At 71.2% G+C, this 19,287-nt stretch carries 17 protein-coding genes and 1 pseudogene; 14 read left to right on the top strand and 4 right to left on the bottom strand.

Annotated elements, in window-relative coordinates:
* Positions 1 to 20 precede the first annotated feature (20 nt).
* A complete protein-coding gene (locus tag SACAZDRAFT_RS08930; RefSeq protein ID WP_037294844.1) occupies positions 21 to 791 on the bottom strand; it encodes a site-2 protease family protein in 771 nt (256 codons plus the stop codon).
* Between the two features lie 291 nt (positions 792 to 1,082).
* Between SACAZDRAFT_RS08930 and SACAZDRAFT_RS08925 the strand changes: the two genes are divergently transcribed.
* Complete coding sequence (locus SACAZDRAFT_RS08925) at positions 1,083 to 1,367, top strand: WhiB family transcriptional regulator (protein WP_005447937.1); 285 nt, start codon at positions 1,083 to 1,085, stop codon at positions 1,365 to 1,367.
* 290 nt (positions 1,368 to 1,657) lie between these two features.
* Entirely contained in the window at positions 1,658 to 3,598 is a 1,941-nt protein-coding gene (locus SACAZDRAFT_RS08920) for a hypothetical protein (protein ID WP_005440800.1), read from the top strand.
* A gap of 8 nt (positions 3,599 to 3,606) precedes the next feature.
* Here the strand turns inward: SACAZDRAFT_RS08920 and SACAZDRAFT_RS08915 are convergent, their stop codons facing one another.
* Positions 3,607 to 4,068 (bottom strand): metallopeptidase family protein, encoded by a 462-nt coding sequence (locus SACAZDRAFT_RS08915; RefSeq protein WP_005440798.1) that lies wholly within the window; start codon positions 4,066 to 4,068, stop codon positions 3,607 to 3,609.
* Between the two features lie 93 nt (positions 4,069 to 4,161).
* Here SACAZDRAFT_RS08915 and SACAZDRAFT_RS08910 point away from each other — a divergent pair, with 93 nt between their 5' ends.
* The 7 genes from SACAZDRAFT_RS08910 (at position 4,162) to SACAZDRAFT_RS08880 (ending at position 10,666) form a co-directional block, all read left to right on the top strand.
* Positions 4,162 to 4,530 (top strand): DUF3499 domain-containing protein, encoded by a 369-nt coding sequence (locus tag SACAZDRAFT_RS08910; protein WP_005440796.1) that lies wholly within the window; start codon positions 4,162 to 4,164, stop codon positions 4,528 to 4,530.
* Between the two features lie 78 nt (positions 4,531 to 4,608).
* Positions 4,609 to 5,964: a phosphomannomutase/phosphoglucomutase gene (locus SACAZDRAFT_RS08905; protein WP_005440787.1), complete on the top strand. Its 1,356-nt coding sequence runs from the start codon at positions 4,609 to 4,611 to the stop codon at positions 5,962 to 5,964.
* Between the two features lie 63 nt (positions 5,965 to 6,027).
* On the top strand, positions 6,028 to 6,264 hold the full coding sequence (locus tag SACAZDRAFT_RS08900) for a Trm112 family protein (protein WP_005440782.1): 237 nt from the start codon (positions 6,028 to 6,030) through the stop codon (positions 6,262 to 6,264).
* Positions 6,254 to 7,345, top strand: a complete 1,092-nt coding sequence (locus tag SACAZDRAFT_RS08895) for a hypothetical protein (RefSeq protein WP_005440781.1) — start codon at positions 6,254 to 6,256, stop codon at positions 7,343 to 7,345. Before SACAZDRAFT_RS08900 ends, SACAZDRAFT_RS08895 begins: the two co-directional genes overlap by 11 nt.
* Positions 7,346 to 7,392: 47 nt before the next feature.
* Positions 7,393 to 8,631, top strand: a complete 1,239-nt coding sequence (gene manA, locus SACAZDRAFT_RS08890) for a mannose-6-phosphate isomerase, class I (protein WP_005440780.1) — start codon at positions 7,393 to 7,395, stop codon at positions 8,629 to 8,631.
* A gap of 176 nt (positions 8,632 to 8,807) precedes the next feature.
* Positions 8,808 to 9,725 (top strand): cation diffusion facilitator family transporter, encoded by a 918-nt coding sequence (locus tag SACAZDRAFT_RS08885; RefSeq protein ID WP_005440779.1) that lies wholly within the window; start codon positions 8,808 to 8,810, stop codon positions 9,723 to 9,725.
* 236 nt (positions 9,726 to 9,961) lie between these two features.
* The gene (locus SACAZDRAFT_RS08880; RefSeq protein ID WP_157606973.1) at positions 9,962 to 10,666 is read left to right on the top strand and encodes an LPXTG cell wall anchor domain-containing protein; all 705 of its coding nucleotides are present in this window, start codon (positions 9,962 to 9,964) and stop codon (positions 10,664 to 10,666) included.
* A gap of 27 nt (positions 10,667 to 10,693) precedes the next feature.
* Here the strand turns inward: SACAZDRAFT_RS08880 and SACAZDRAFT_RS08875 are convergent, their stop codons facing one another.
* Positions 10,694 to 13,033: a hypothetical protein gene (locus tag SACAZDRAFT_RS08875; RefSeq protein ID WP_005440773.1), complete on the bottom strand. Its 2,340-nt coding sequence runs from the start codon at positions 13,031 to 13,033 to the stop codon at positions 10,694 to 10,696.
* Positions 13,034 to 13,215: 182 nt separating this feature from the next.
* Here SACAZDRAFT_RS08875 and SACAZDRAFT_RS08870 point away from each other — a divergent pair, with 182 nt between their 5' ends.
* Positions 13,216 to 13,887, top strand: coding sequence for a dTMP kinase (locus SACAZDRAFT_RS08870; protein ID WP_005440767.1), 672 nt, complete (start codon positions 13,216 to 13,218; stop codon positions 13,885 to 13,887).
* Here SACAZDRAFT_RS08870 and SACAZDRAFT_RS08865 read toward each other — a convergent pair.
* Positions 13,872 to 14,654, bottom strand: a complete 783-nt coding sequence (locus SACAZDRAFT_RS08865; protein WP_005440766.1) for an IclR family transcriptional regulator — start codon at positions 14,652 to 14,654, stop codon at positions 13,872 to 13,874. The two genes, SACAZDRAFT_RS08870 and SACAZDRAFT_RS08865, sit on opposite strands and share 16 nt — an antisense overlap.
* A 181-nt stretch (positions 14,655 to 14,835) precedes the next feature.
* Between SACAZDRAFT_RS08865 and mtrA the strand changes: the two genes are divergently transcribed.
* From mtrA to SACAZDRAFT_RS23240, 4 genes and pseudogenes are all read left to right on the top strand, one after another.
* Positions 14,836 to 15,513 carry an MtrAB system response regulator MtrA gene (gene mtrA, locus SACAZDRAFT_RS08860; protein ID WP_005448994.1) on the top strand — a complete coding sequence of 226 codons (678 nt, stop codon included), beginning with the start codon at positions 14,836 to 14,838 and terminating at the stop codon, positions 15,511 to 15,513.
* A gap of 21 nt (positions 15,514 to 15,534) precedes the next feature.
* Complete coding sequence (gene mtrB / locus SACAZDRAFT_RS08855; protein ID WP_005440763.1) at positions 15,535 to 17,250, top strand: MtrAB system histidine kinase MtrB; 1,716 nt, start codon at positions 15,535 to 15,537, stop codon at positions 17,248 to 17,250.
* A complete protein-coding gene (locus SACAZDRAFT_RS08850) occupies positions 17,247 to 18,992 on the top strand; it encodes an LpqB family beta-propeller domain-containing protein (protein WP_005440761.1) in 1,746 nt (581 codons plus the stop codon). Before mtrB ends, SACAZDRAFT_RS08850 begins: the two co-directional genes overlap by 4 nt.
* Positions 18,993 to 19,068: 76 nt before the next feature.
* Positions 19,069 to 19,287: pseudogene (locus SACAZDRAFT_RS23240) on the top strand (hypothetical protein); the annotation flags it as partial.

The following is a 19,287-nucleotide window of genomic DNA, read 5'->3' as shown; positions in this document are numbered from 1 at the left end:
GCCGCCCCGGCCCGACCCGGTCAGCGCCAGAACATGAAGAGGTACTGGCCCACCGCCGCCGCGAAGGCGTCACCGCCGACGGCCGCGAACACCGTGTCGGTCACCGACCACAGGGCCTGGCCCACGCCGGGAACGCCGATCACGAGTGCGAACAGCACGAGCGGCGCCCACGGGCGTGCCTTCGCGCCGAACTCGCGGGCCTTCGGCGACAGGTAGGGCTCGATGGCTCCGAACCCGTCGAGGCCCGGCACCGGCAGAATGTTGATCACGAACGCGAGGATTTGCAGCGACGCCAGGTAGGAGAGGCCGGCGAGCAGTCCTGGCGGCATCGTCACGGTGGCCACGACCGCGGTGAGGACGACGCCGAGCGCGAGGTTGCTCAGCGGGCCCGCCAGCGACACCCACGACGACACCGAGCGCGATCGCAGTGCCCAGCGGTTGATCCACACCGCGCCGCCCGGCAGCGGGATACCGCCGATCGCGAGGATGATCAGCGGCAACACCAGTGACATGACCGGGTCGGTGTAGCGGCGGATGTCCATCGAGAGGTAGCCCTTGGCGGCCACTTCGCGGTCGCCGCCCTTGTAGGCCACGAAGGCGTGCCCGAACTCGTGCAGGGTCAGCGACAGCGCCCACCCGCCGATGATCAGCAGGAACATGCCGAGGGTCGGAAGGACCGGACGTTCGAGGATTTCGTCGAACGTCAGCGTGGTGGTCAGCGCGCCTCCGGCCACCGTGACGGCGAGGATGACGTAGAAGAGCAAGCTTGGGCGAACGACTGAGCGTTGCACGGGTTCGATGTGTCCTCTCCGTTCATGGCTGGTTGCGAAGTCTGGCGCAACCGGTGCAAACCGGTCGAGGTCTTCTCGGCGTGTCCACTTGCGCAAGCGGTCCCAAGTATCCCCCAACCTTGCTACTCCGCTTGACCCGGCCGCACTACACAGGTGTAATCACATTGATGTCATTCGGCTGTCTTAAAAGGGGGGCAGTCGGGGCATCCAGTACCGCCGGCCCTGGGAGTGCGTGGAAGCGAGGAGGCGGACGTGCGGTTGGATACGACTGGAAGAGAATGGGGGAACGTCATGGAGTGGGGTGGACACCCGGACGACGATCTGGGTGTGCTCACCGAGCTCTTCGACGTGACAGACGAGCAGGATTGGCAGGAGCGCGCTCTGTGCGCTCAGACCGATCCGGAGGCGTTCTTCCCGGAGAAGGGGGGCTCGACCCGGGAAGCGAAGCGGATCTGTCAGGTGTGCGAGGTCAGGGACGACTGCCTCGAATACGCCCTGGCTCACGACGAGCGGTTCGGCATCTGGGGCGGCCTCTCCGAACGGGAGCGGAGGAAGCTGAAGAAGCGCGCCGTGTGACCCGAGTCGGTGTGCGCTCGTTAGAGTAGGCGTCCTTGATCATCTCTGTACGCGGAGTGGCACTTGCCGTGCACGATCGTCGCCTCACCGATCCTTTCTGCGCTGTGGTCGGCGCTGTCCGGGCTCGCTGGTCATCGCTTTGAACGGTGGGTCGGCCGACCCGGTTCTCGGGCGGGTCACCGGTCTGGTGCGTCGAGCATTCTGGCCGATACCCGTGTCGAGGTCGAACATGCCGCGATCAACGGCGTGTTGCCGGGGACGCGTGGCTGTACCGGTCCGGTGAGGCCCGGATGAGGCAAGCGTCGCGATCGCGTTGGGCGCCGCCTGCGGTGCTGGTCGTCGTGCTGGCGACGGTCGCCTCGGTCCTGCACGCCGGTCGGCTCGGCGTCTCCCTCGTCGGAGGCGCGCTTCTGCCGGTCGGCGATCTCGGTGAGGTGTGGAGCGAGTACCTCGCCGCATGGCACGGCGTGGCTGGTGGTGCCTCCGGCGGTGCGCCACCGGCCCTCGCCGTGCTGGGTGTCCTCGGAGCTCCGTTGGCGCCGTTGGGCGGCCCCGCCGCTGCCGTGGCGCTGTTGCTGCTGGCCGATGTTCCTCTGGCGGCGCTGAGCGCGTACGCCGCCACCCGGCGACTGCGGGTGGGGCGGTGGGTCAGAGCGGCGGTCGCGGCGGCCTACGGACTGCTGCCCCCGGCCACTGCTGCCGCGGCGCAGGGTCGAGTCGACGTCGTGGTGGTGCACGTCCTGTTGCCTCTCCTGCTGGCCGGCATCGGGGCGGCACTCGGCTGGACGGAGGTCCGTGCGCGCTGGCTGAGCGCGAGTGCGCTGTGTGCGCTCGGCGTGGCGACCGTGGCGGCGTTCTCGCCGCTGTCGTGCGTCCTGCTCCTGGTCGTGGCGTCGTTCGTCTTCGTCGCCTCGCCGGGCCGCGACCGGCCCAGGGCTCGGGCCGGTGCGTTCGCCGTCGTGGCTCTGCTGCCTCCGGCGTTGCTGCTGCCGTGGTTGCCCGTTCTCGTGGAGCATCCCGGTCTCGTGGTGCGCGGGGTGAACGGCACGGCGGCCGATGCTCCGACCCTGGGCGAGCTCGTCACGCTCGATCCGGGCGGGCCCGGGGGAACGCCGGTCGGGGTGGTGGTCGTGATCGCCGCCCTTCTGGCGGTCGTCTCCCGACCGTCACGTCGCCTGTGGCCGGCGGCGGGCCTGGTGGCGGTGGGAGCGTTCGGTGTCGCCGTGACGTCGTTCGTGGAGACGTCCGAGTTCCCGGGCGGGCTCGCCTCGCCCGCGTTCGTCGGGGTGCCCTTGCTGTTCGTGGGCGCGGGACTGCTTCTCGCGCTCCTTCTGTCCTGGTCGACGCCCGAGCGGGAGGGTGGGCGGACACCGAGAGAGCGCGTGGTGACCGCGGCCGCGCTGGGCGGGGTGCTGGCGCTGGCCGTCGGTGCCGTCCTCGGCGGACGAAGCGGACCTCTGGAGAACCGACCGGTCGCACCGCTGGCACCGCTCGCCGACGACCTCGCGGCCACCGGACGCGGGGTGTTGGAGCTCGCGAACCCGGGCGAGTCCACGGCCGCTGCCCGGCTCACCGCGGGGCGCCCGCCACGCTTCGGAGACGACGCGATGCCGTCGACGGAGTGGATGGGCGCCCGCCTGCGCGACTGGCACCGTCATCTGCTCACCGGGACGCCCGACGCGGTCGCCGACGCGGTGACCTCGGCTGCGGCGGCGGGGGTGTCGTACGTCGTGCTCCCGCCCGGTGAGGACGGTCGAGAGCTCCGCGACGCGGCGGGACACCTCGTCGAGCCCGCCCCGGCCACGAGCGACGGCCGGACGGTGCTGCGGCTGACCGCGGAAGCGGGCACGGCGACCTTGATCTCTGCCGAGCAGGCTCGCCGGTCGGTCACCGGACAGGCTCCCGACGCCGAGCTCCTCACGGCGCCCGCGTCGGCCGCGGTGGCCGCCGCTCCGCCCGAGATCGGGGTTCGCGTGTCGGAGGGTCCGGAAGGACGGTTGCTGCTGGTGGCGGCGGCGCACGAGCCGGGCTGGCGCGCCACGGTCGACGGCGTGGGATTCCCGATCGTGCGGGCGTGGGGAGGCCAGGTGGCGGTGGCCGTACCGCCGGAGTCGGCCGAGGTCCGCGTGCGGTTCGACGACCGTCGGCACGACGTGTTGCTGCTGGGGCAGCTCGCGGCGGTGTTGTTCACGGTGTTGACGGCCGTCCCGTCGCTGCGGCGACCGCGGTGACGGTGTCGTCAACCACCGTCGATGATGTCCGGTTCCACCCCGAGGTAGTTGGCCACCTGTTCCACGAGGACGTCGTGGACGAGTTCGGAGAGCTCCGTCGGGTCCTTGGCCCGGGCCTCCAACGGGCGGCGGTACAGCACGATCCTCGCCCGGGTGGGCAGGCCGTCGCGGTCGACCCCGGCGGGCACCAGCCGCGACAGGGGCACCCGACCGTCCAGCAACACGCCGTCGACCTGCGTGGACGGAATCTCCATCCGCACTTCCGGTACCTCGTCGACAGCCACGTCCAGTTCGGTGAGGTCGTGACGCCAACGGGCCTCGATCGGTTCCAGCGCGTCGAGGACGAGAGCGTCGAACTTCTCCGCGCGGCTCGACGCGGCAGGCACCGTGGACGGGAACAGCGGCCCCCTCAAACCGCGACCATGCCGGTCGCGGCGGAACCGTTGCCGCTGTCGCGAGCCTCTCGCCATAGCCACGAGGAGAAGCCTACGCTGCCGCGCCACCGTGAGATTCCCGGTGTGTCGGCGGCACAGGACACTCCGCACAGGCTATGGTGAGCAACTGTGCGGAGCGTGCGAAAGTGTTCGCGGACGGGTTGCCTCGAGCCCGCTGTTGCGACGCTGACCTACGCCTACAGCGACTCGACCGCGGTGGTCGGTCCGCTGGCCACGGCGTCGGAGCCTCATTCGTACGACCTTTGCGAGGCTCACGCCCTCGGGCTCACAGCGCCCAAGGGGTGGGAGGTCGTCCGGCACGAGGGGGAGTTCGCTGCCCCCGAACCGTCCAGCGACGAGCTGACCGCGTTGGCCGAGGCCGTGCGCGAGGCAGGGCGGTCCGACCGCCCGACCGCTCCCCCTCCCGAACAGCCCGAACCGCGCAGAACGGGTGAGATCCGTCGGGGGCACCTGCGGGTACTCCCCGGCCGCGCCTGAGCGTCCGGACGTGTCGGTAGGCTCCCTCGCGGGTATCGAGGCTTGCGAAGCCTACATCGGAGACGATCGGGGAGAGGCGTGTCGAACCTGTCGGCCATCGTGAAGGCGTACGACATTCGTGGTGTCGTCGGTGAGGAGCTGACCGAGGAGCTGGTCGCCGATTTCGGCGCCGCCTTCGCGTTGCTCATCAAGCCCGACTCCCCCTCGGTGGTGATCGGGCACGACATGCGCGAGTCGTCGCCGGGCCTGGCTCGAGCGTTCGCCAAGGGGGTGACCTCCCAGGGGCTCGACGTCGTGTCGATCGGTCTCGCGAGCACCGACGAGCTGTACTTCGCGTCCGGCCTGCTCAACATGCCCGGCGCGATGTTCACCGCCAGCCACAATCCGGCGCAGTACAACGGCATCAAGCTCTGCCGTGCGGGCGCGGCCCCGGTGGGTCAGGAGTCCGGCCTCGCCGAGATCCGGGACACCGTCGAGCAGGGAGTGCCCGAGTTCGCGGGTCAGGAAGGCCGGATCACCGAGCGCGACGTGCTGAACGACTACGCGGCGCACCTGCACGGGCTGGTCGACCTCAGCGCCAGCCGCCCGCTGAAGGTGGTCGTGGACGCGGGCAACGGCATGGGCGGCCTCACGGTGCCGAAGGTGTTCGAGAGCCTGCCCTTCGAGGTCGTTCCGATGTACTTCGAGCTGGACGGCTCGTTCCCCAACCACGAGGCCAACCCGCTCGACCCGGCCAACATCGTCGACCTGCAGGCCAAGGTGCGTGAGGTGGGTGCGGACGTCGGCCTCGCGTTCGACGGCGACGCCGACCGCTGCTTCGTGGTCGACGAGAACGGCGACCCAGTGCCACCCAGCGCGATCACCGCACTCGTGGCGGTACGGGAGCTCGCGAAGGAGCCCGGCGCGACGATCATCCACAACCTCATCACATCGAAGGCCGTCTCCGAGATCGTGCGGGAGCACGGGGGCAGGCCGGTGCGCACCCGGGTGGGTCACTCCTTCATCAAGGAGGAGATGGCCAGGACGGGCGCCATCTTCGGCGGTGAGCACTCGGCCCACTACTACTTCCGCGACTTCTGGCGTGCCGACACCGGCATGCTCGCCGCGTTGCACGTGCTCGCGGCGTTGAGCGAGCAGGACGGGCCGCTGTCGGCCCTGACCTCGCAGTACACCCGCTACGTCTCGTCCGGTGAGATCAACTCGACGGTGGACGACCAGGCGGGCCGGCTCGCGGCCGTGAAGGAGACGTTCGGGAGCCGCAGCGGTGTGGAACTGGACGAACTCGACGGGCTCACGGTCGACCTCGGCGATCGCGGCTGGTTCAATCTTCGTGCGTCCAACACGGAGCCGTTGCTGCGGTTGAACGTCGAGGCACCCGACGAGGCGGCGATGCGTGCGCTGACCGACGAGGTCCTCGCCATCGTGCGCGGCTGAGTCGGCACCCGCCGTCCGGCGCGAAGACGTCACCTAGGAACTCGCTAGTGGTAAAGAGGAAGCATGGCCGTCACGCTTGATGCGCAGCTGTTGGAAATTCTCGCGTGCCCCGCGCCGGACCACGCTCCGTTGACGCCGGGTGCGCCGGGGGACCCCGACGCCGATGCGCTGACCTGTACGTCGTGCGGTCGTGTCTACCCCGTCCGTGACGGTATTCCCGTGCTCCTGCTCGACGAGGCGACCCCTCCCGACGACGGCGGGCGTGAGACCGATGACCAGACCAGTTCCGATGGCGCTTGACGACAGCCTCCTCGACGACCCCGCGCGGTTGGCCGACGCCGACGGTGCCGGACTGCTGAGATCCGCCGCGATGGCGGGCGCCCAGGTCCGGTCCACCGTCGAGACGGCCGAGGAGCTGCAGCTCGGTGAGCGGATGGACGTGGGCCGTCCCCGGTCCCTGGTGATCGTCTCTCGCCCGGGCGTCGGCCACGCCGCGGCGAGACTGCTGGAGTCGCTCGTCGCTCCGGCGAGCCCGGTGCCGGTCGTTCTCAGCGACGTGGTGCCGAGCTGGATCGGAGCGCTCGACGCGGTGTTCGCGCACACCGACGACCCCTTCGATCGCGAGCTGGCGCTGTCGCTGGAGCGCGCCGCGCGGTACGGCGCGGGAGTGGTGCTGTCCGCGCCCCCGGACGGTCCGGTGGCCTCGGCCGTGGCGGGGCGGGGACTCGTTCTGGCTCCGCGGGTGCCCGTACCCCCGGAGCTGACGCTGCCGAGGGCGTTGGCGGCGGGACTGCTCACCGCCAACGCGGCGGGCCTGTCGAGCACCGATCTGGGCGCTCTGGCCGACCGGCTGGACCACGAGGCCGAGCGCTGTCACCCGGGCCACGAGTCGTTCGTCAACCCCGCCAAGTCGTTGGCGTTGCGGTGGGCCGACCACATCCCACTGCTGTGGGGACTCGACGCGGTGGCCGTCGGGGTGGCTCACCACGCCGCGTACGCTTTGGCCGCCCACGCGGCGGTCGTCGCGGACGTCGCCCACTATCGGCAGGCCCTGTCGCGGCCTGCGCTACGACGAGCTGCCACGGAGGTGTCGGCGGAGGACACGATTTTCGCGGATCCCGAGGACCGGGCGGGGGAGAGCGCTCCGGTGCGGGTGACACTGCTCGCGGTGACCACGGGAGGGGAAGCGGACGGTAGTCGGCATCGTGCAGGGGAGTTGCTGCCGTCGGCGGACGTCGTGGCGCCGGCGGACGAGATCGTGGCCGACGACGCGGGTCGTGCGGCGGTCCTGGCGCTGCGGTGCGAGTTGGCGGCGCTCTACCTCGGTCTCGCGGCGGGAACGATTGGGGGAGCTGGCCGCGTTGCGCCCGCAACGGCGTAGGGCCAGCACACGAGGAAGGCCGGTGGAACGGCCGGCGAGGAGTTGAGTTGACCGTGGAACTGCTGCGCAACGCAGTCCGGCCCTACGCGTGGGGCTCCAGGACCACGATCCCGGAACTGCTGGGGCGCCCGGTGCCCGCGCCGCATCCCGAGGCCGAACTGTGGATGGGGGCGCACCCGGGGGACCCTTCTCATGTGGTGAGCCCGGACGGCACCGAGCGGAGCCTGCTCGAACTGGTGGAGAGCGACCCGGTCGGACAGCTGGGTGAGGTGTGCGCCGACCGTTGGGGCGGCCGGTTGCCGTTCCTGCTCAAGATCCTCGCTGTGGAGGAGCCGCTGTCGATGCAGGCTCACCCGTCGGCCGAACAGGCCGCCGAGGGGTGGGCCCGCGAGGAGGCGGCGGGAATCCCGAGGGACGCGCCGAACCGCAACTATCCGGATCCGACGGCGAAGCCGGAGCTGGTGTGCGCGCTCAGCGAGTTCCACGCGCTCGCCGGTTTCCGGGACCCTCGCCGCACCGTGCGACTGCTCCGCGCCATCGACACGCCCGGTCTGACGAGGTACACGGAGCTGCTGGCGGCGCAGCCCGACGCGGACGGGCTCCGAGCGCTCTTCACGTCGTTGATCACCATGCCGCAGCCGACGCTCGACCAGTTGCTGCCCGAGGTGCTCGACGCGTGCGTGCGGCACATCAAGGAGCGCGGGGAGTTCGACGTCGAGTGCCGGACGGTGCTCGAACTCGGGGAGGCGCACCCGCACGACGCGGGCGTGCTGGCGGCGTTGCTGCTCAACCGGCTGACCCTGCGCGCGGGGGAGGCGCTCTACCTCGCGGCGGGGAATTTGCACCTCTACCTGCACGGCACGGCGGTGGAGATCCTCGCCAACTCCGACAACATCCTGCGGGGCGGGCTCACCCCCAAGCACGTGGACGTGCCCGAGCTGCTGCGGGTGCTCGACTTCTCCAGTGGCGACATGCCGGTGATGGGCGGTGAACGCGGGCTCGACGAACACGTGGCCGTGTACCGCACCGATGCGCCGGAGTTCGAGTTGTCGCGCCTGGAGTGGCCCGACGGCGACACCGGTGAGGTGACGCTCGGCGGGGCCGTCCCGCAGATCCTGCTCTGCACGGAGGGGGAGCTGCTGCTGGTCTCCGAGGACGGGACGAAGGTCGAACTGCGGCGTGGCGAGTCGGTGTGGCTGCCCGCGTGCGACCCCGAGGTGCGCATCCGACCGACGGTCGGCGGCCCGGCTCGGGTGTTCCGCGCGACGGCCGGGACCTGCGTCTGAGGGTTCGCGGGGCGTCCCCGATGTCCACGACGCGCCCGGCGGCGCCCGTTTTGCCCCTTGATTCCGGAGTGTGACCAGGGGACGACCAGGTGCCACGGCGCCTTCCGATGCCGGGCTTTATGCTGCACCCCGATCGCGGGCCGGGTGGCGCCCGCACACGTGAAGGGGGACACACCGTGGCAGCAGAAGGTGGGACCAAAGCGATCCTCGCGGCACTGTTCGCGAACGCGGGGATCGCCGTCTCGAAGTTCGTCGGTTTTCTGATCACCGGGTCGTCGTCGATGCTGGCCGAGTCCGTGCACTCGGTGGCCGACACGTCCAACCAGGGGTTGCTGCTCCTCGGACAGAAGACGTCGAAACGCAAGGCGACGAAGGCCCACCCGTTCGGCTACGGGCGGGAGCGCTACTTCTACTCGTTCATCGTCGCCCTCATGCTGTTCACGCTGGGGTCCGCCTTCGCGCTGTACGAGGGGATTCACAAGATCCAGCACCCGGAGGAGCTGTCGTCTCCGATGGTGGCCGTGGTGATCCTCGTGCTCGCCATCCTGCTGGAGTGCTACAGCTTCCGCACCGCCATCGTGGAGTCCCGGCGGTTGAAGGGTGACAAGAGCTGGTGGGCGTTCATCCGGCAGTCGAAGACCCCCGAGCTGCCCGTCGTGTTGCTCGAGGACGCCGGGGCGCTGTTCGGGCTCGTGTTCGCGCTGCTCGGCGTCGGGCTGGCCGTGGTCACCGGTGATCCGGTGTGGGACGGCCTCGGCACCGTGATGATCGGTGTGCTCCTCGGGGTCATCGCCGTCACGCTCATCGTCGAGATGAAGAGCCTGCTGATCGGCGAGGGCGCGAGCGACAGCGAACTCGCGGCGATCACGGACGAACTGGCGTCGGGGGACGTCGAGCGGGTCATCCACATCCGCACGCAGTACCTCGGCCCGGACGAACTCCTGGTGGCCGCCAAGCTCGCGCTGCGCGACGGGTTGGAGCTGGCCGACGTCGCCAGGGCGATCGACGAGGCCGAGAAACGGGTTCGCGAGAAGGTGCCTGCCGCCCGGCTGATCTACCTGGAGCCCGATCTCTACCGTCCCGTGAGGGTTTGACGGGATTCGCCGCCGCCAGGTTGCGAACTGACGGCGATTGGGTCGCCGTTCGTCACCGATCGGAATCAAAAGGATCACCGTCGCGGATCCGACATGGACGTTCCACCGGGACCCGCTAAAGTTCGGTCGCTTACCTGGCTCCTCAGGCCGCTCGTGTCCGCTGATCCTCGCCGGAGTGCCCCATGCCCCCACGTTCCCGACCACGCGTCCTCGCCGCGGCTTTGTTGGGTGTCGGGATGACGGTCGCCCTCGCGCCGGCGGCAGCGGCGGCCGAGACCCAGGAGGATTCGCGAGCGGAGGTCCGGGACGGCGACGTCACGGAGTGCGAGCAGTTCGGCGGCGGGATCCTGGTGAGTGTCGGGGACGGCGAGCCGGTCCAGAACGTCGCGTTGAGCTACGACGGCGGAGTGCCCGTCCAGGACGCCTTCCTCTCGATCACGGACGTCCCCGACGACATCGCGGTCACCGCGATCGTCGTCAAGGGCGGTGCGAGCCACCACGTGTACGTCCCGGGGAGATCGGGCCTCGCCCGGAGCCACCCCTGGACCGACCTGCGCGCTCCGGTGACCTCCGACGGCGTCGTCCCGGCGATCAGCCACTGGTTCGCCTGCGGAGAGGAGGCGCCGTCGGCGACGGCGACCACCGAGAAGCGATCCGTACCCACCGAACCGCCACGGGAGGACGTGATCGGGGAGTCGTCGTCGAGCGCGACGCCCGACCTCCCGACGCACACCGCGGAGAGCGCCACCACGACGTCCAACACGGCAGCCGCGCCTGCCACGCCCACGACGGAGGAGCAGCCCCCGCCGCTGGCCGGGGACGACGATCTCGCCTCCACGGGCTTCAGCAGTGGGTGGCTGGCCGTGCTCGGTGTCGCGTTGCTCGCGGGCGGCGGGGTGCTGCTCGCCGCGACCCGGGCCCGCCGCGGCAAGGCGTCCTGATCCCGCTGCGCCGTTGCGGAGAGTCGGTCAGCCGGATCTGCCGACGACCCCGCTGCCGTCGAGCCTCCCGCCGAGGGCGTCGCCGGGAATCGGGCCCACGGGCCGCGTCGGCTCCGGAATGGCGGGCGCCGGGCCGGCGAGCCCGGCCGCGTACGCCACCGCCCGATCCCACTCGGGCTCGGCGATGTAGTCGGTGTGCCTGCGCACACCGGGGGCCCAGCGGCGTCCCTTGACCGGGCCGATCGCGGGGTCGGGCAGCCAGTGGTCGCCACCCAGCACGAGCGCGCCGTGCGGGCCTCGCTCGGCCGGTTCGAGTGGTCCGACGCCGCCGTCCGGCAGGTAACCGACGCCGAGTAGTTCGCCGCCTGTGACCTGGTGGCGCCACGTGGTGGCGCCCCCGCCGAAGGTGTCGGTGCCCCGGCAGAGCCCGCGCCAGTGCCCGTCGAGCTTGCTGTAGAGGCGGACGAGTGAGTCGTGTCCGAACACGCCGGGGAACGCGCGCTGGTACCCCCACTGCAGCGGAGTGCCCGCGGTGAGGAGGCCGAGCCGTTCGAGTTCGGCGGCCGACAGGTCCGCCGAGAGCCGTCCTGCCGTGATGACGGTGAGCAGGCCACCGACGTGGTAGCCGGAGAGGACGACGCGACTGTCCGGGGCGCGCAGGTGTTCCTTGGCGCGTTCGGCGAGCTCGGGAACCACCTTCAGGGCGTACGACGGCGGTACCACCGGGTGCGCGACGCGCGGCCAGAAGCACACCAGGTCGGCGAACGCGGCGAGGTGGCGCACGTGCATCGTGCCGGTGGCCGTGGTGAGGACCGCCCGCAGCAGGGCGACGGCCAAGCCGCCGAGCGCCACTACGCCGACCGTGGACAGGGGCGTCAGGAAGGCCGGGAGGTCGACCGCACCGAGCCGGACGACGACGAGTGCCGCGGCGCCCACGATCATCGCCAGGACGACCGCCAGCACGATGCGATGCAGGTGCTTGCGTTCCCAGGCCGCGCGGGCCCAGGCGTCGGCGGCCTCGTCGACGTCCTCGTCGCGGGTGTCCATGAGGTGGAGCACCTCGGGTACCCCACGCCGTGCCCGGCGCAGTGGCACCGCCACGGCGAGCACGGGGATGACGATGAGCGCGGCGAACCCGAGCCCGGCTCCCCACAGCAGCGTGATCAGCGTGTAGCCCCGCGGGAGGGCGAGTGACGGGTCGATCACGTGCCGGGCCGCGATCGCCATTCCGGCACCGAAACCGCCGCCCAGCAGCGCGGCCAGCGCGAGCGCGGGTGCTGCCGCCCAGCCGCCCGCCCAGGGGCGGAGCCGCTTGGGCAGTGCCGCCCACGAGCGGCGCGCCAGCACGGCGGCGGGGACGAGCAGCAGCGCGAACAGTACGCAGACCGCGAACAGCGCCGCCGCCAGCAGCTCGACGGTGGAGTTGGCCCCGACCGACACCCGTGCGGACAGCGGTGTCGCCGTCACGGCGGCCACGCCGAGCAGGACGAGCGCGAACGTGATCAGCACGGCGCGGGAGACGGGTCCCGCCAGCCGGTGGGCGTGCAGTGCCGTCGCACCGGCACCGAAGCCGAGGAGTGCCAGCGCCAGGACCCACACGACGGTGTCCACGGCGCCGGACGGCGCGGTCGACGGGCCACCGAGCAACACGAGGACGATGACGCCGAGCGCCGCCACGGTGTGCAGGCAGCGCAGTGTGGTCGTCTCCTGCTCGTCGTCGAGTACGGTGCCCCCGGGCAGGTCCGGTCGTCTCTCCCGCAGGCGGGGCGCACGCACCGTCCACGACGTCGAGGCGACCAGGAACAGCACACCGACCAGCAGGAGAAGCGGGAGCAGTCCGACGCCGGTGCGCACGGCGGCGACCTCGCGAAGCCAGGACGGCGCGTCCTCCAGACAGCTCGACCCCGGGCGCAGACACTGGGTCGCCAGCAGGTCGAGGCTCACCACCGCGAGCTGGGCGACCAGCAGCATGGTGAGCAGGAGACCGGCGACCCGCAGCAGCCCGCGGCACACCGACGACAGGGCCCTCGACGTGCGTGTCCCGGAATCGGGTGGCAGCATCCACTGCGCCACGTTGACCAGGGCGAACGGGAACAGCAGCGCCCACGCCGCCTTGGCGGCGCCACCCGAGGTCATCCGATCCCACAGATACCCTTCGAGGGTCCGGGACACCGAACGGCCGAGAGCCTGCAGAACCGGACCGGGCGCGGGTCGCCGCAGCCTGTCGCACGGCCGGATGACCCGGCCGACTCCGTCCCCGGCGACGTCGACCGTGCCCATCGAGTCCAGCAGGCTGTCCCCACTGGTGCCGATGAGTCCCGGAACACGCAACTCGACGACGTGGGTGTCGGGACCGGGAAGTGGCACGCGCGGAACACCTCGCTCCTGGGTTTCGGGGACACGGAACCCGCCGGACGGGCTGGTCGCGATCGAAGTCGATCGTGCACCCACGGTAACGAAGATCGGGAGTTTCCGCTGGTTACCGCGTGCAGTGAGTAAGCACCCGGCCGAGCGAAACCCCGGTACGCCACAATGGGCGTATGCGGCCGATGGGGCGATTGGTGGCCATCGAGGGACTCGACGGCGCGGGCAAGCGGACGGTCACGAACGCGTTGACCGAGGAGCTACGCGCACTGGGGGCGAGCGTCACCACGGCCGCGTTCCCGCGCTACGGCGAGGACGTGCACGCGGATCTCGTCAGGGAGGCGCTGCACGGCGAGCACGGTGATCTGGCCGACTCCGTGTACGGCATGGCGCTGTTGTACGCGCTCGACCGCCGGGACGCCGCGCCCGGCATCCGCGCGGCGCTGGCCGAGCACGACGTGGTGCTGCTCGACCGGTACGTCGCCTCGAACGCGGCCTACCAGGCGGCCCGGCTCCACCAGGGTGTGGACGGCGACGTCGTGCGCTGGGTGCGGGAGCTGGAGATCGACCGGTTCGGCCTGCCCGTGCCCGACCGGCAACTCCTGCTGCGGGTGCCCGCGGACGTGGCGGCGAGCCGGGCGGCGAACCGGGCGCGAGAGGACGCGTCGCGGGCCATGGACGCCTTCGAGTCGGACGACGCCCTGCAGACCCGGTGCGCGCGCGTGTACGACGAGCTGGCCGCGGCGCACTGGCTGTCGGAGTGGCACGTCCTGGACGGCAGCGGCGACCTCAGGGCTAAAGCCGCGCCGAACGAGGCGATGGCCGTGCTCGCGAAGGCGCTCTACCTCGGGAAGTGACCGAGCTGCGACGAGAGCTCCGCGGCCGCGTCGGTCAGTTGTGTGACGAGCCGCGGCACCCGCTCCCGCGGAAACCGGTACGCCGGTCCTGACGCGCTCATCGCGGCGATCGCCCTGCCGTCGGCGCCGAAGACGGGCACCGCGATCGCGTGCATGCCGACCTCCAGCTCCTCGAACGAGGCGGCGTACCCGTCGCGGCGGATCCGGTCGAGCTCGGCGCGCAGCGATCCGGCTTCCACGGTCGTGTGCGCCGTGTACCGCTCCAGCGGTCGGCCGAGCAGCGACTCGCGCACGGATTCCGGGAGGTACGCCAGCAACACCTTGCCGCTGGACGTGGCGTGCAGGGGAGTGCGACGTCCGGTCCAGTTGCGGGCCGTGACGCTGGCCGCACCGAACGCCTGACTGACGTTGATCGCCACCCCGTCGTCGGAGACGGCGATGTTGACGGTCTCCCCGAGCGTGTCGGCGAGGGCACTGCAGGCGTCGTGGCCGAGCCGGGCGAGGTCGAGCCGGCCCATCGCGCTGCCCGCGAGCCGGACGATGCCGAAGCCGATGGCGTACTTCCCACGCGGGCCGAGCTGCTCGACGAGGTTGCGCGCCTCCAGCGCACCCACGAGCCGCGACGCCGTCGACTTGTGGACGCCCAGCTCGGTGGCGATCTCGGTGATGCCCGCCTCGCCCTCCCGGGCCAGCAGTTCGAGCACGCTGATCGCGCGGTCGACCGACTGGACGGGCCCGGCGCCCTTCTCCGCCTCGGAGTTCCGCATAGCACAACGGTAACGCGCACCGCAAGACTCCGAAGGGCGCAAGATGTTCGCCCCGTCCGGCGTAGCGGACCCGGTTCACAGGGCGGGTCGACGGTTCCGGGAGGGTGTTCTGGGTCGCTTCCTCGCCCGACTTCCCCGGGTCGTGCACATTGCACCCGACGGAAGTGCGAATATGTGGCCCATGAAGGCGCGTGTGCTGGTCGTCGACGACGACCCCGCTCTGGCTGAAATGCTCACCATCGTGCTGCGCGGTGAGGGCTTCGACACTGCCGTGGTGTCCGACGGGTCCCGCGCACTGCCCGCGTTGCGTGAACTGAAACCCGATCTCGTGCTGCTCGACCTCATGCTGCCCGGCATGAACGGCATCGACGTCTGCAAGGCGATCAGGGCGGAATCGGGCGTGCCGATCGTCATGCTCACGGCCAAGAGCGACACGGTGGACATCGTGCTGGGGCTGGAGTCCGGCGCCGACGACTACGTGGTCAAGCCGTTCAAGCCGAAGGAACTGGTGGCGCGGGTCCGGGCGCGGTTGCGGCGGACCGAGTCCGAGCCCGCCGAGACGCTCACGATCGGAGACCTCACCATCGACGTGCCCGGGCACGACGTGACGCGGGACGGTCGGTCGATCGCGCTGACCCCACTGGAGTTCGACCTCCTCGTGGCCCTGGCCCGCAAGCCGCGCCAGGTGTTCACGCGCGAGGTGCTGCTCGAACAGGTCTGGGGCTACCGCCACGCCGCCGACACGCGGCTGGTCAACGTCCACGTGCAGCGCCTGCGTTCGAAGGTCGAGAAGGACCCGGAGCACCCCGAGGTCGTGCTCACCGTCCGTGGCGTCGGTTACAAGGCGGGTCCGCCGTAATGGCCCTCGTAAGGTGAACGTATGAACAGGCGACTGGCTTCTATAGGCCGGTCGGTGCTGTCGGTGGCCACACGCGCCGCCGCGTTCGGCAGACGGCGGATGGTCGCCTTCGGGGATCTGTGGCAACGGTCGTTGCAGTTCCGGGTGACGACGTCCACGCTCGCGCTCTCGTCGGCCGTCGTGTTCGTGCTGGGCGTCGTGCTGCAGAACCAGATCGTCGAGCGCCTCGTCCAGACCAAGGAACGCGCGGCGATCACCCAGCTGCAGGTGGCCGTGCGCACCGCCGAGAGCGAACTGGTCGGCGACGCCGGGCAGGACGATGCGCTGCGCAACCGGCTGTCCAACGCGCTCAAGGCCCTGACCAGCAGCTCGGTGGCGACGCCGAACATCGACAGCTCGGCGGCGGCGGGTGCGTTCGAACCCGTGCTCGTCGCGGGCGACCCGGGTGACACCGACGGCAAACTGATCCACGCCGGTCCCGTGGAGGACGTTCCCGCCGGTCTGAGGAACTACGCCGAGAACAACCAGGTCGCGCTCCAATACCACACCCAGGGTTCGACCTACCTCGTCGCGGGTGCGCCGGTGACCACGGCGACCCGGCCGATCCAGCTCTACCTGCTGTTCCCGATGACCACGGAACAGAACACCGTGGCCACCGTGCAGAACACGCTGCTGGTGGGCAGCGCGTTCCTGCTCGTGCTGCTCGCGGTGATCACCAACATGGTGACGCGGCAGGTCGTGCTGCCCGTCCGGCGGGCGGCGGCGGCCGCGGAGGGCTTCGCGGACGGCGACCTCGACCGCCGACTCGACGTGACCGGCGAGGACGACCTCGCCAAGCTCGCCGTGTCGTACAACGAGATGGCCGCGAGCATCCAGGAGCAGATCCGCAGGCTGGAGGAGTTCGGGGCGCTCCAGCGGCGGTTCACCTCGGACGTCTCCCACGAACTGCGCACGCCGCTGACGACGGTGCGCATGGCCGCCGACGTGCTGTACGCCTCGCGCGAGCAGTTCCCGTCGGGGCTCGCGCGGTCGTCGGAGCTCCTGGTCGACGAACTCGACCGGTTCGAGAGCCTGCTGCGCGACCTGCTGGAGATCAGTCGCCTCGACGCGGGCGTCGAGGAGCTGGCCGCGGAGTCGGCCGACCTCCGTCCCGTCGTGCACCGCGCCGTCGAGCAGGTCAGGGTCATCGCGGGCACCACCGGCAGCCCCATCGTGCTCGAACTGCCCGACGAGGAGGTCACGGCGGAGTTCGACAACCGGCGCGTCGAACGCATCCTGCGGAATCTGCTCGCCAACGCCGTGGACCACGGAGAGGGGCGTCCGGTGCGGCTGCGGCTCGCCGCCGACGAGCACGCCGTGGCGATCAGCGTCCGCGACTACGGCGTCGGCCTGCGCCCCGGGGAAGCGGAGCTCGTGTTCAACCGCTTCTGGCGCGCCGACCCGTCGCGCAACAGGCGCACGGGCGGTACGGGCCTCGGGCTGGCCATCAGCCACGAGGACGCCCGCCTGCACGGAGGGTGGCTGGAGGCCTGGGGCGAGCCGGGGCAGGGCTCCTGCTTCCGCCTCACCCTGCCGCGCGCCGTGGGCGACACCCTGGAACACAGTCCCATCCCGCTGCCCCCGGACCCGCCGCCCGCCGAGTCGGCGCGCCAGAGCAGCCAGAGCGACGGGGACGGCGAGGTCGACCGGACTCGCGCCGGCGAGGACCCGGTCGCCGGAGAGGAGGAGGTTCGGTGAGACGACGGACGACCGCCGCGGTGCTGGCCGTGTTCCTCTGCCTCGTCACCGTGGCCGGCTGCGCGGCGATCCCCACGGAGTCGCAGCCGAAGGCCATCCCGCAGCAGAACGCGGGGCAGCCCACGCAGGAGATCCCGGAACCGGAGCTCGGCCTCGATCCGCTGTCGGTGGTGCGGGAGTACGTCCGCAACAGCGTGCAGCCCGCCAACGACCACGCGGCCTCCCGCGCGTATCTCAGCGGTCCGCTGCGCGAGACGTGGACGCCGGACACGAGCCTGCGCGTGGTGAAGGACGACTTCGGCACCGTGTACGCGCCGGAGGACGCGCAACCGGCGGACCCCAACGAACGGGTGGTGGCGCTCAGGGGGGTCGAGGTCGGCAGGCTGGCCGCCGACAACTCCTTCATCGCGGGCGTGGACGAGTACCGCACGCCGGTGCGGGTGCGCAAGCAGGCGGACGGCGAGTGGCGCATCGTCGACCCGCCCGACGGCATCGTGATCACGGAGACCGACTTCGACACCGCCTACCAGCAGGTGCCGGTGTACTTCTTCGCGCCCGACTCGACGGCGCTCGTCTCCGACCTGCGTTACGTCGTCGCCCGCCCGCAGTCGGGGCTGCCCGCGCGGGTGGTCGACCTGTTGCTGTCCGGGCCGTCCGACGGGCTGGCCGAGGCCGTGCGCAACCCGATCGGCGACGCGGCGACCCTCGACAGCAACGTCACCCTCAGCAACGACGGGGCCCTCGTCGTGCCGTTGACGGGACTCGGTGACGAGGCGGTGCACGAGCGCGAACTGATGGCCGCGCAGGTTGTCCGCTCGCTGCAGCACGTCACCACCAGCCGGGTGAAGCTGCTGTCCGACGGCACCCCGCTCGTTCCCGGACACACCGAGTGGCGCCCGAGTGACCTCCCCGCGTACGACACCCTGTCGTCGCCGAACGCCGAGCTTCCCGGGCTGATGACCGTGAACGGGCGCATCCGGTCGCTCGGTTCGGGCGCCCCCATCGACGGCCCCGCCGGAACGGGCGCACTGAAGGTGGTCAGCGCCGCTCAGGCGATCAACGGGCACCAGCTCGCGGTCGTCGTGTCGGACGGAGACGGGGTGCGGCTCCAGGTCGGCGACTACGGCGCCATCGGACAGGAGGTCGACCTGTCGGGGGCGCAGATGACCCGGCCGACCTGGCGGCCTCCGGGCGGCACCGACGAGAAGTCCACCGAGGTGTGGACGGTGGTGGACGGCAAGCAGGTGACCCGCGTGCAACAGGACGCGAACGGCCAGTGGGTCACGCAGGCGGTCAACGCGGCCGAGCTCGCCGAAGCCGGCCGGATCACGGCGTTGCGCCTGTCCCGCGACGGTGCGCGAGCGGCCTTGGTGATCGAGGGGCGGCTCGTGGTCGCGGCCGTGGTCCGCAACGCGTCCGGTGCGACACTGCGGGCGCCCAGGGTGCTCCAGGAGGACCGGTTGACCTCGGTCGTCGACGTCGACTGGATCGACCACGACACGCTCGTGGTGGCCACGTCGTCGGATCGGGTGCCGGTCGCGAAGGTGTCGGTGGACGGGTTCCAGCTCGACCAGTACAACACCTCGAACCTGACGCCACCGATGCGTTCGATCACGGCAGCGCCGGGGCGGCCCATCGTGGTGGCCGACAAGACGGGTCTGTGGACGGCGGGGGAGATCGGGGCCGTCTGGGTCCCGCACAACCGCGGTACCCCCGGCGCCCGGCCGTTCTACCCGGGCTGACCCGTTCGCACACCCAACGGAGGATGTCGACGCCGTCCGTCGGGGAAGTGTCGTGCTCGCCCGTCAGGGTGCGGGCATGACGACCTCCACGAACGCGACCACGCACACGAACCGCCTCCTGCGTTCCGCGGGCACGCTCGCTCGCGCGACCCGTGACGCGGTGATCGACCTGATCCTGCCCGCGGTGTGCGCCGCGTGCGGGCGAGCGGGCGCGCCCGCGTGCGACGACTGTCTGGCCGAGCTGGCGTCCGGGCCGACTCCGGTGGCGCCCGGGGTGTCGGCGCTGGGGCGCCAC

The sequence above is a fragment of the Saccharomonospora azurea NA-128 genome, assembly GCF_000231055.2.
Lineage (GTDB): Bacteria > Actinomycetota > Actinomycetes > Mycobacteriales > Pseudonocardiaceae > Saccharomonospora > Saccharomonospora azurea.
The sequence above is the reverse complement of the archived record's forward strand: the minus strand, read 5'-3'. Positions and strand labels throughout refer to the sequence as shown.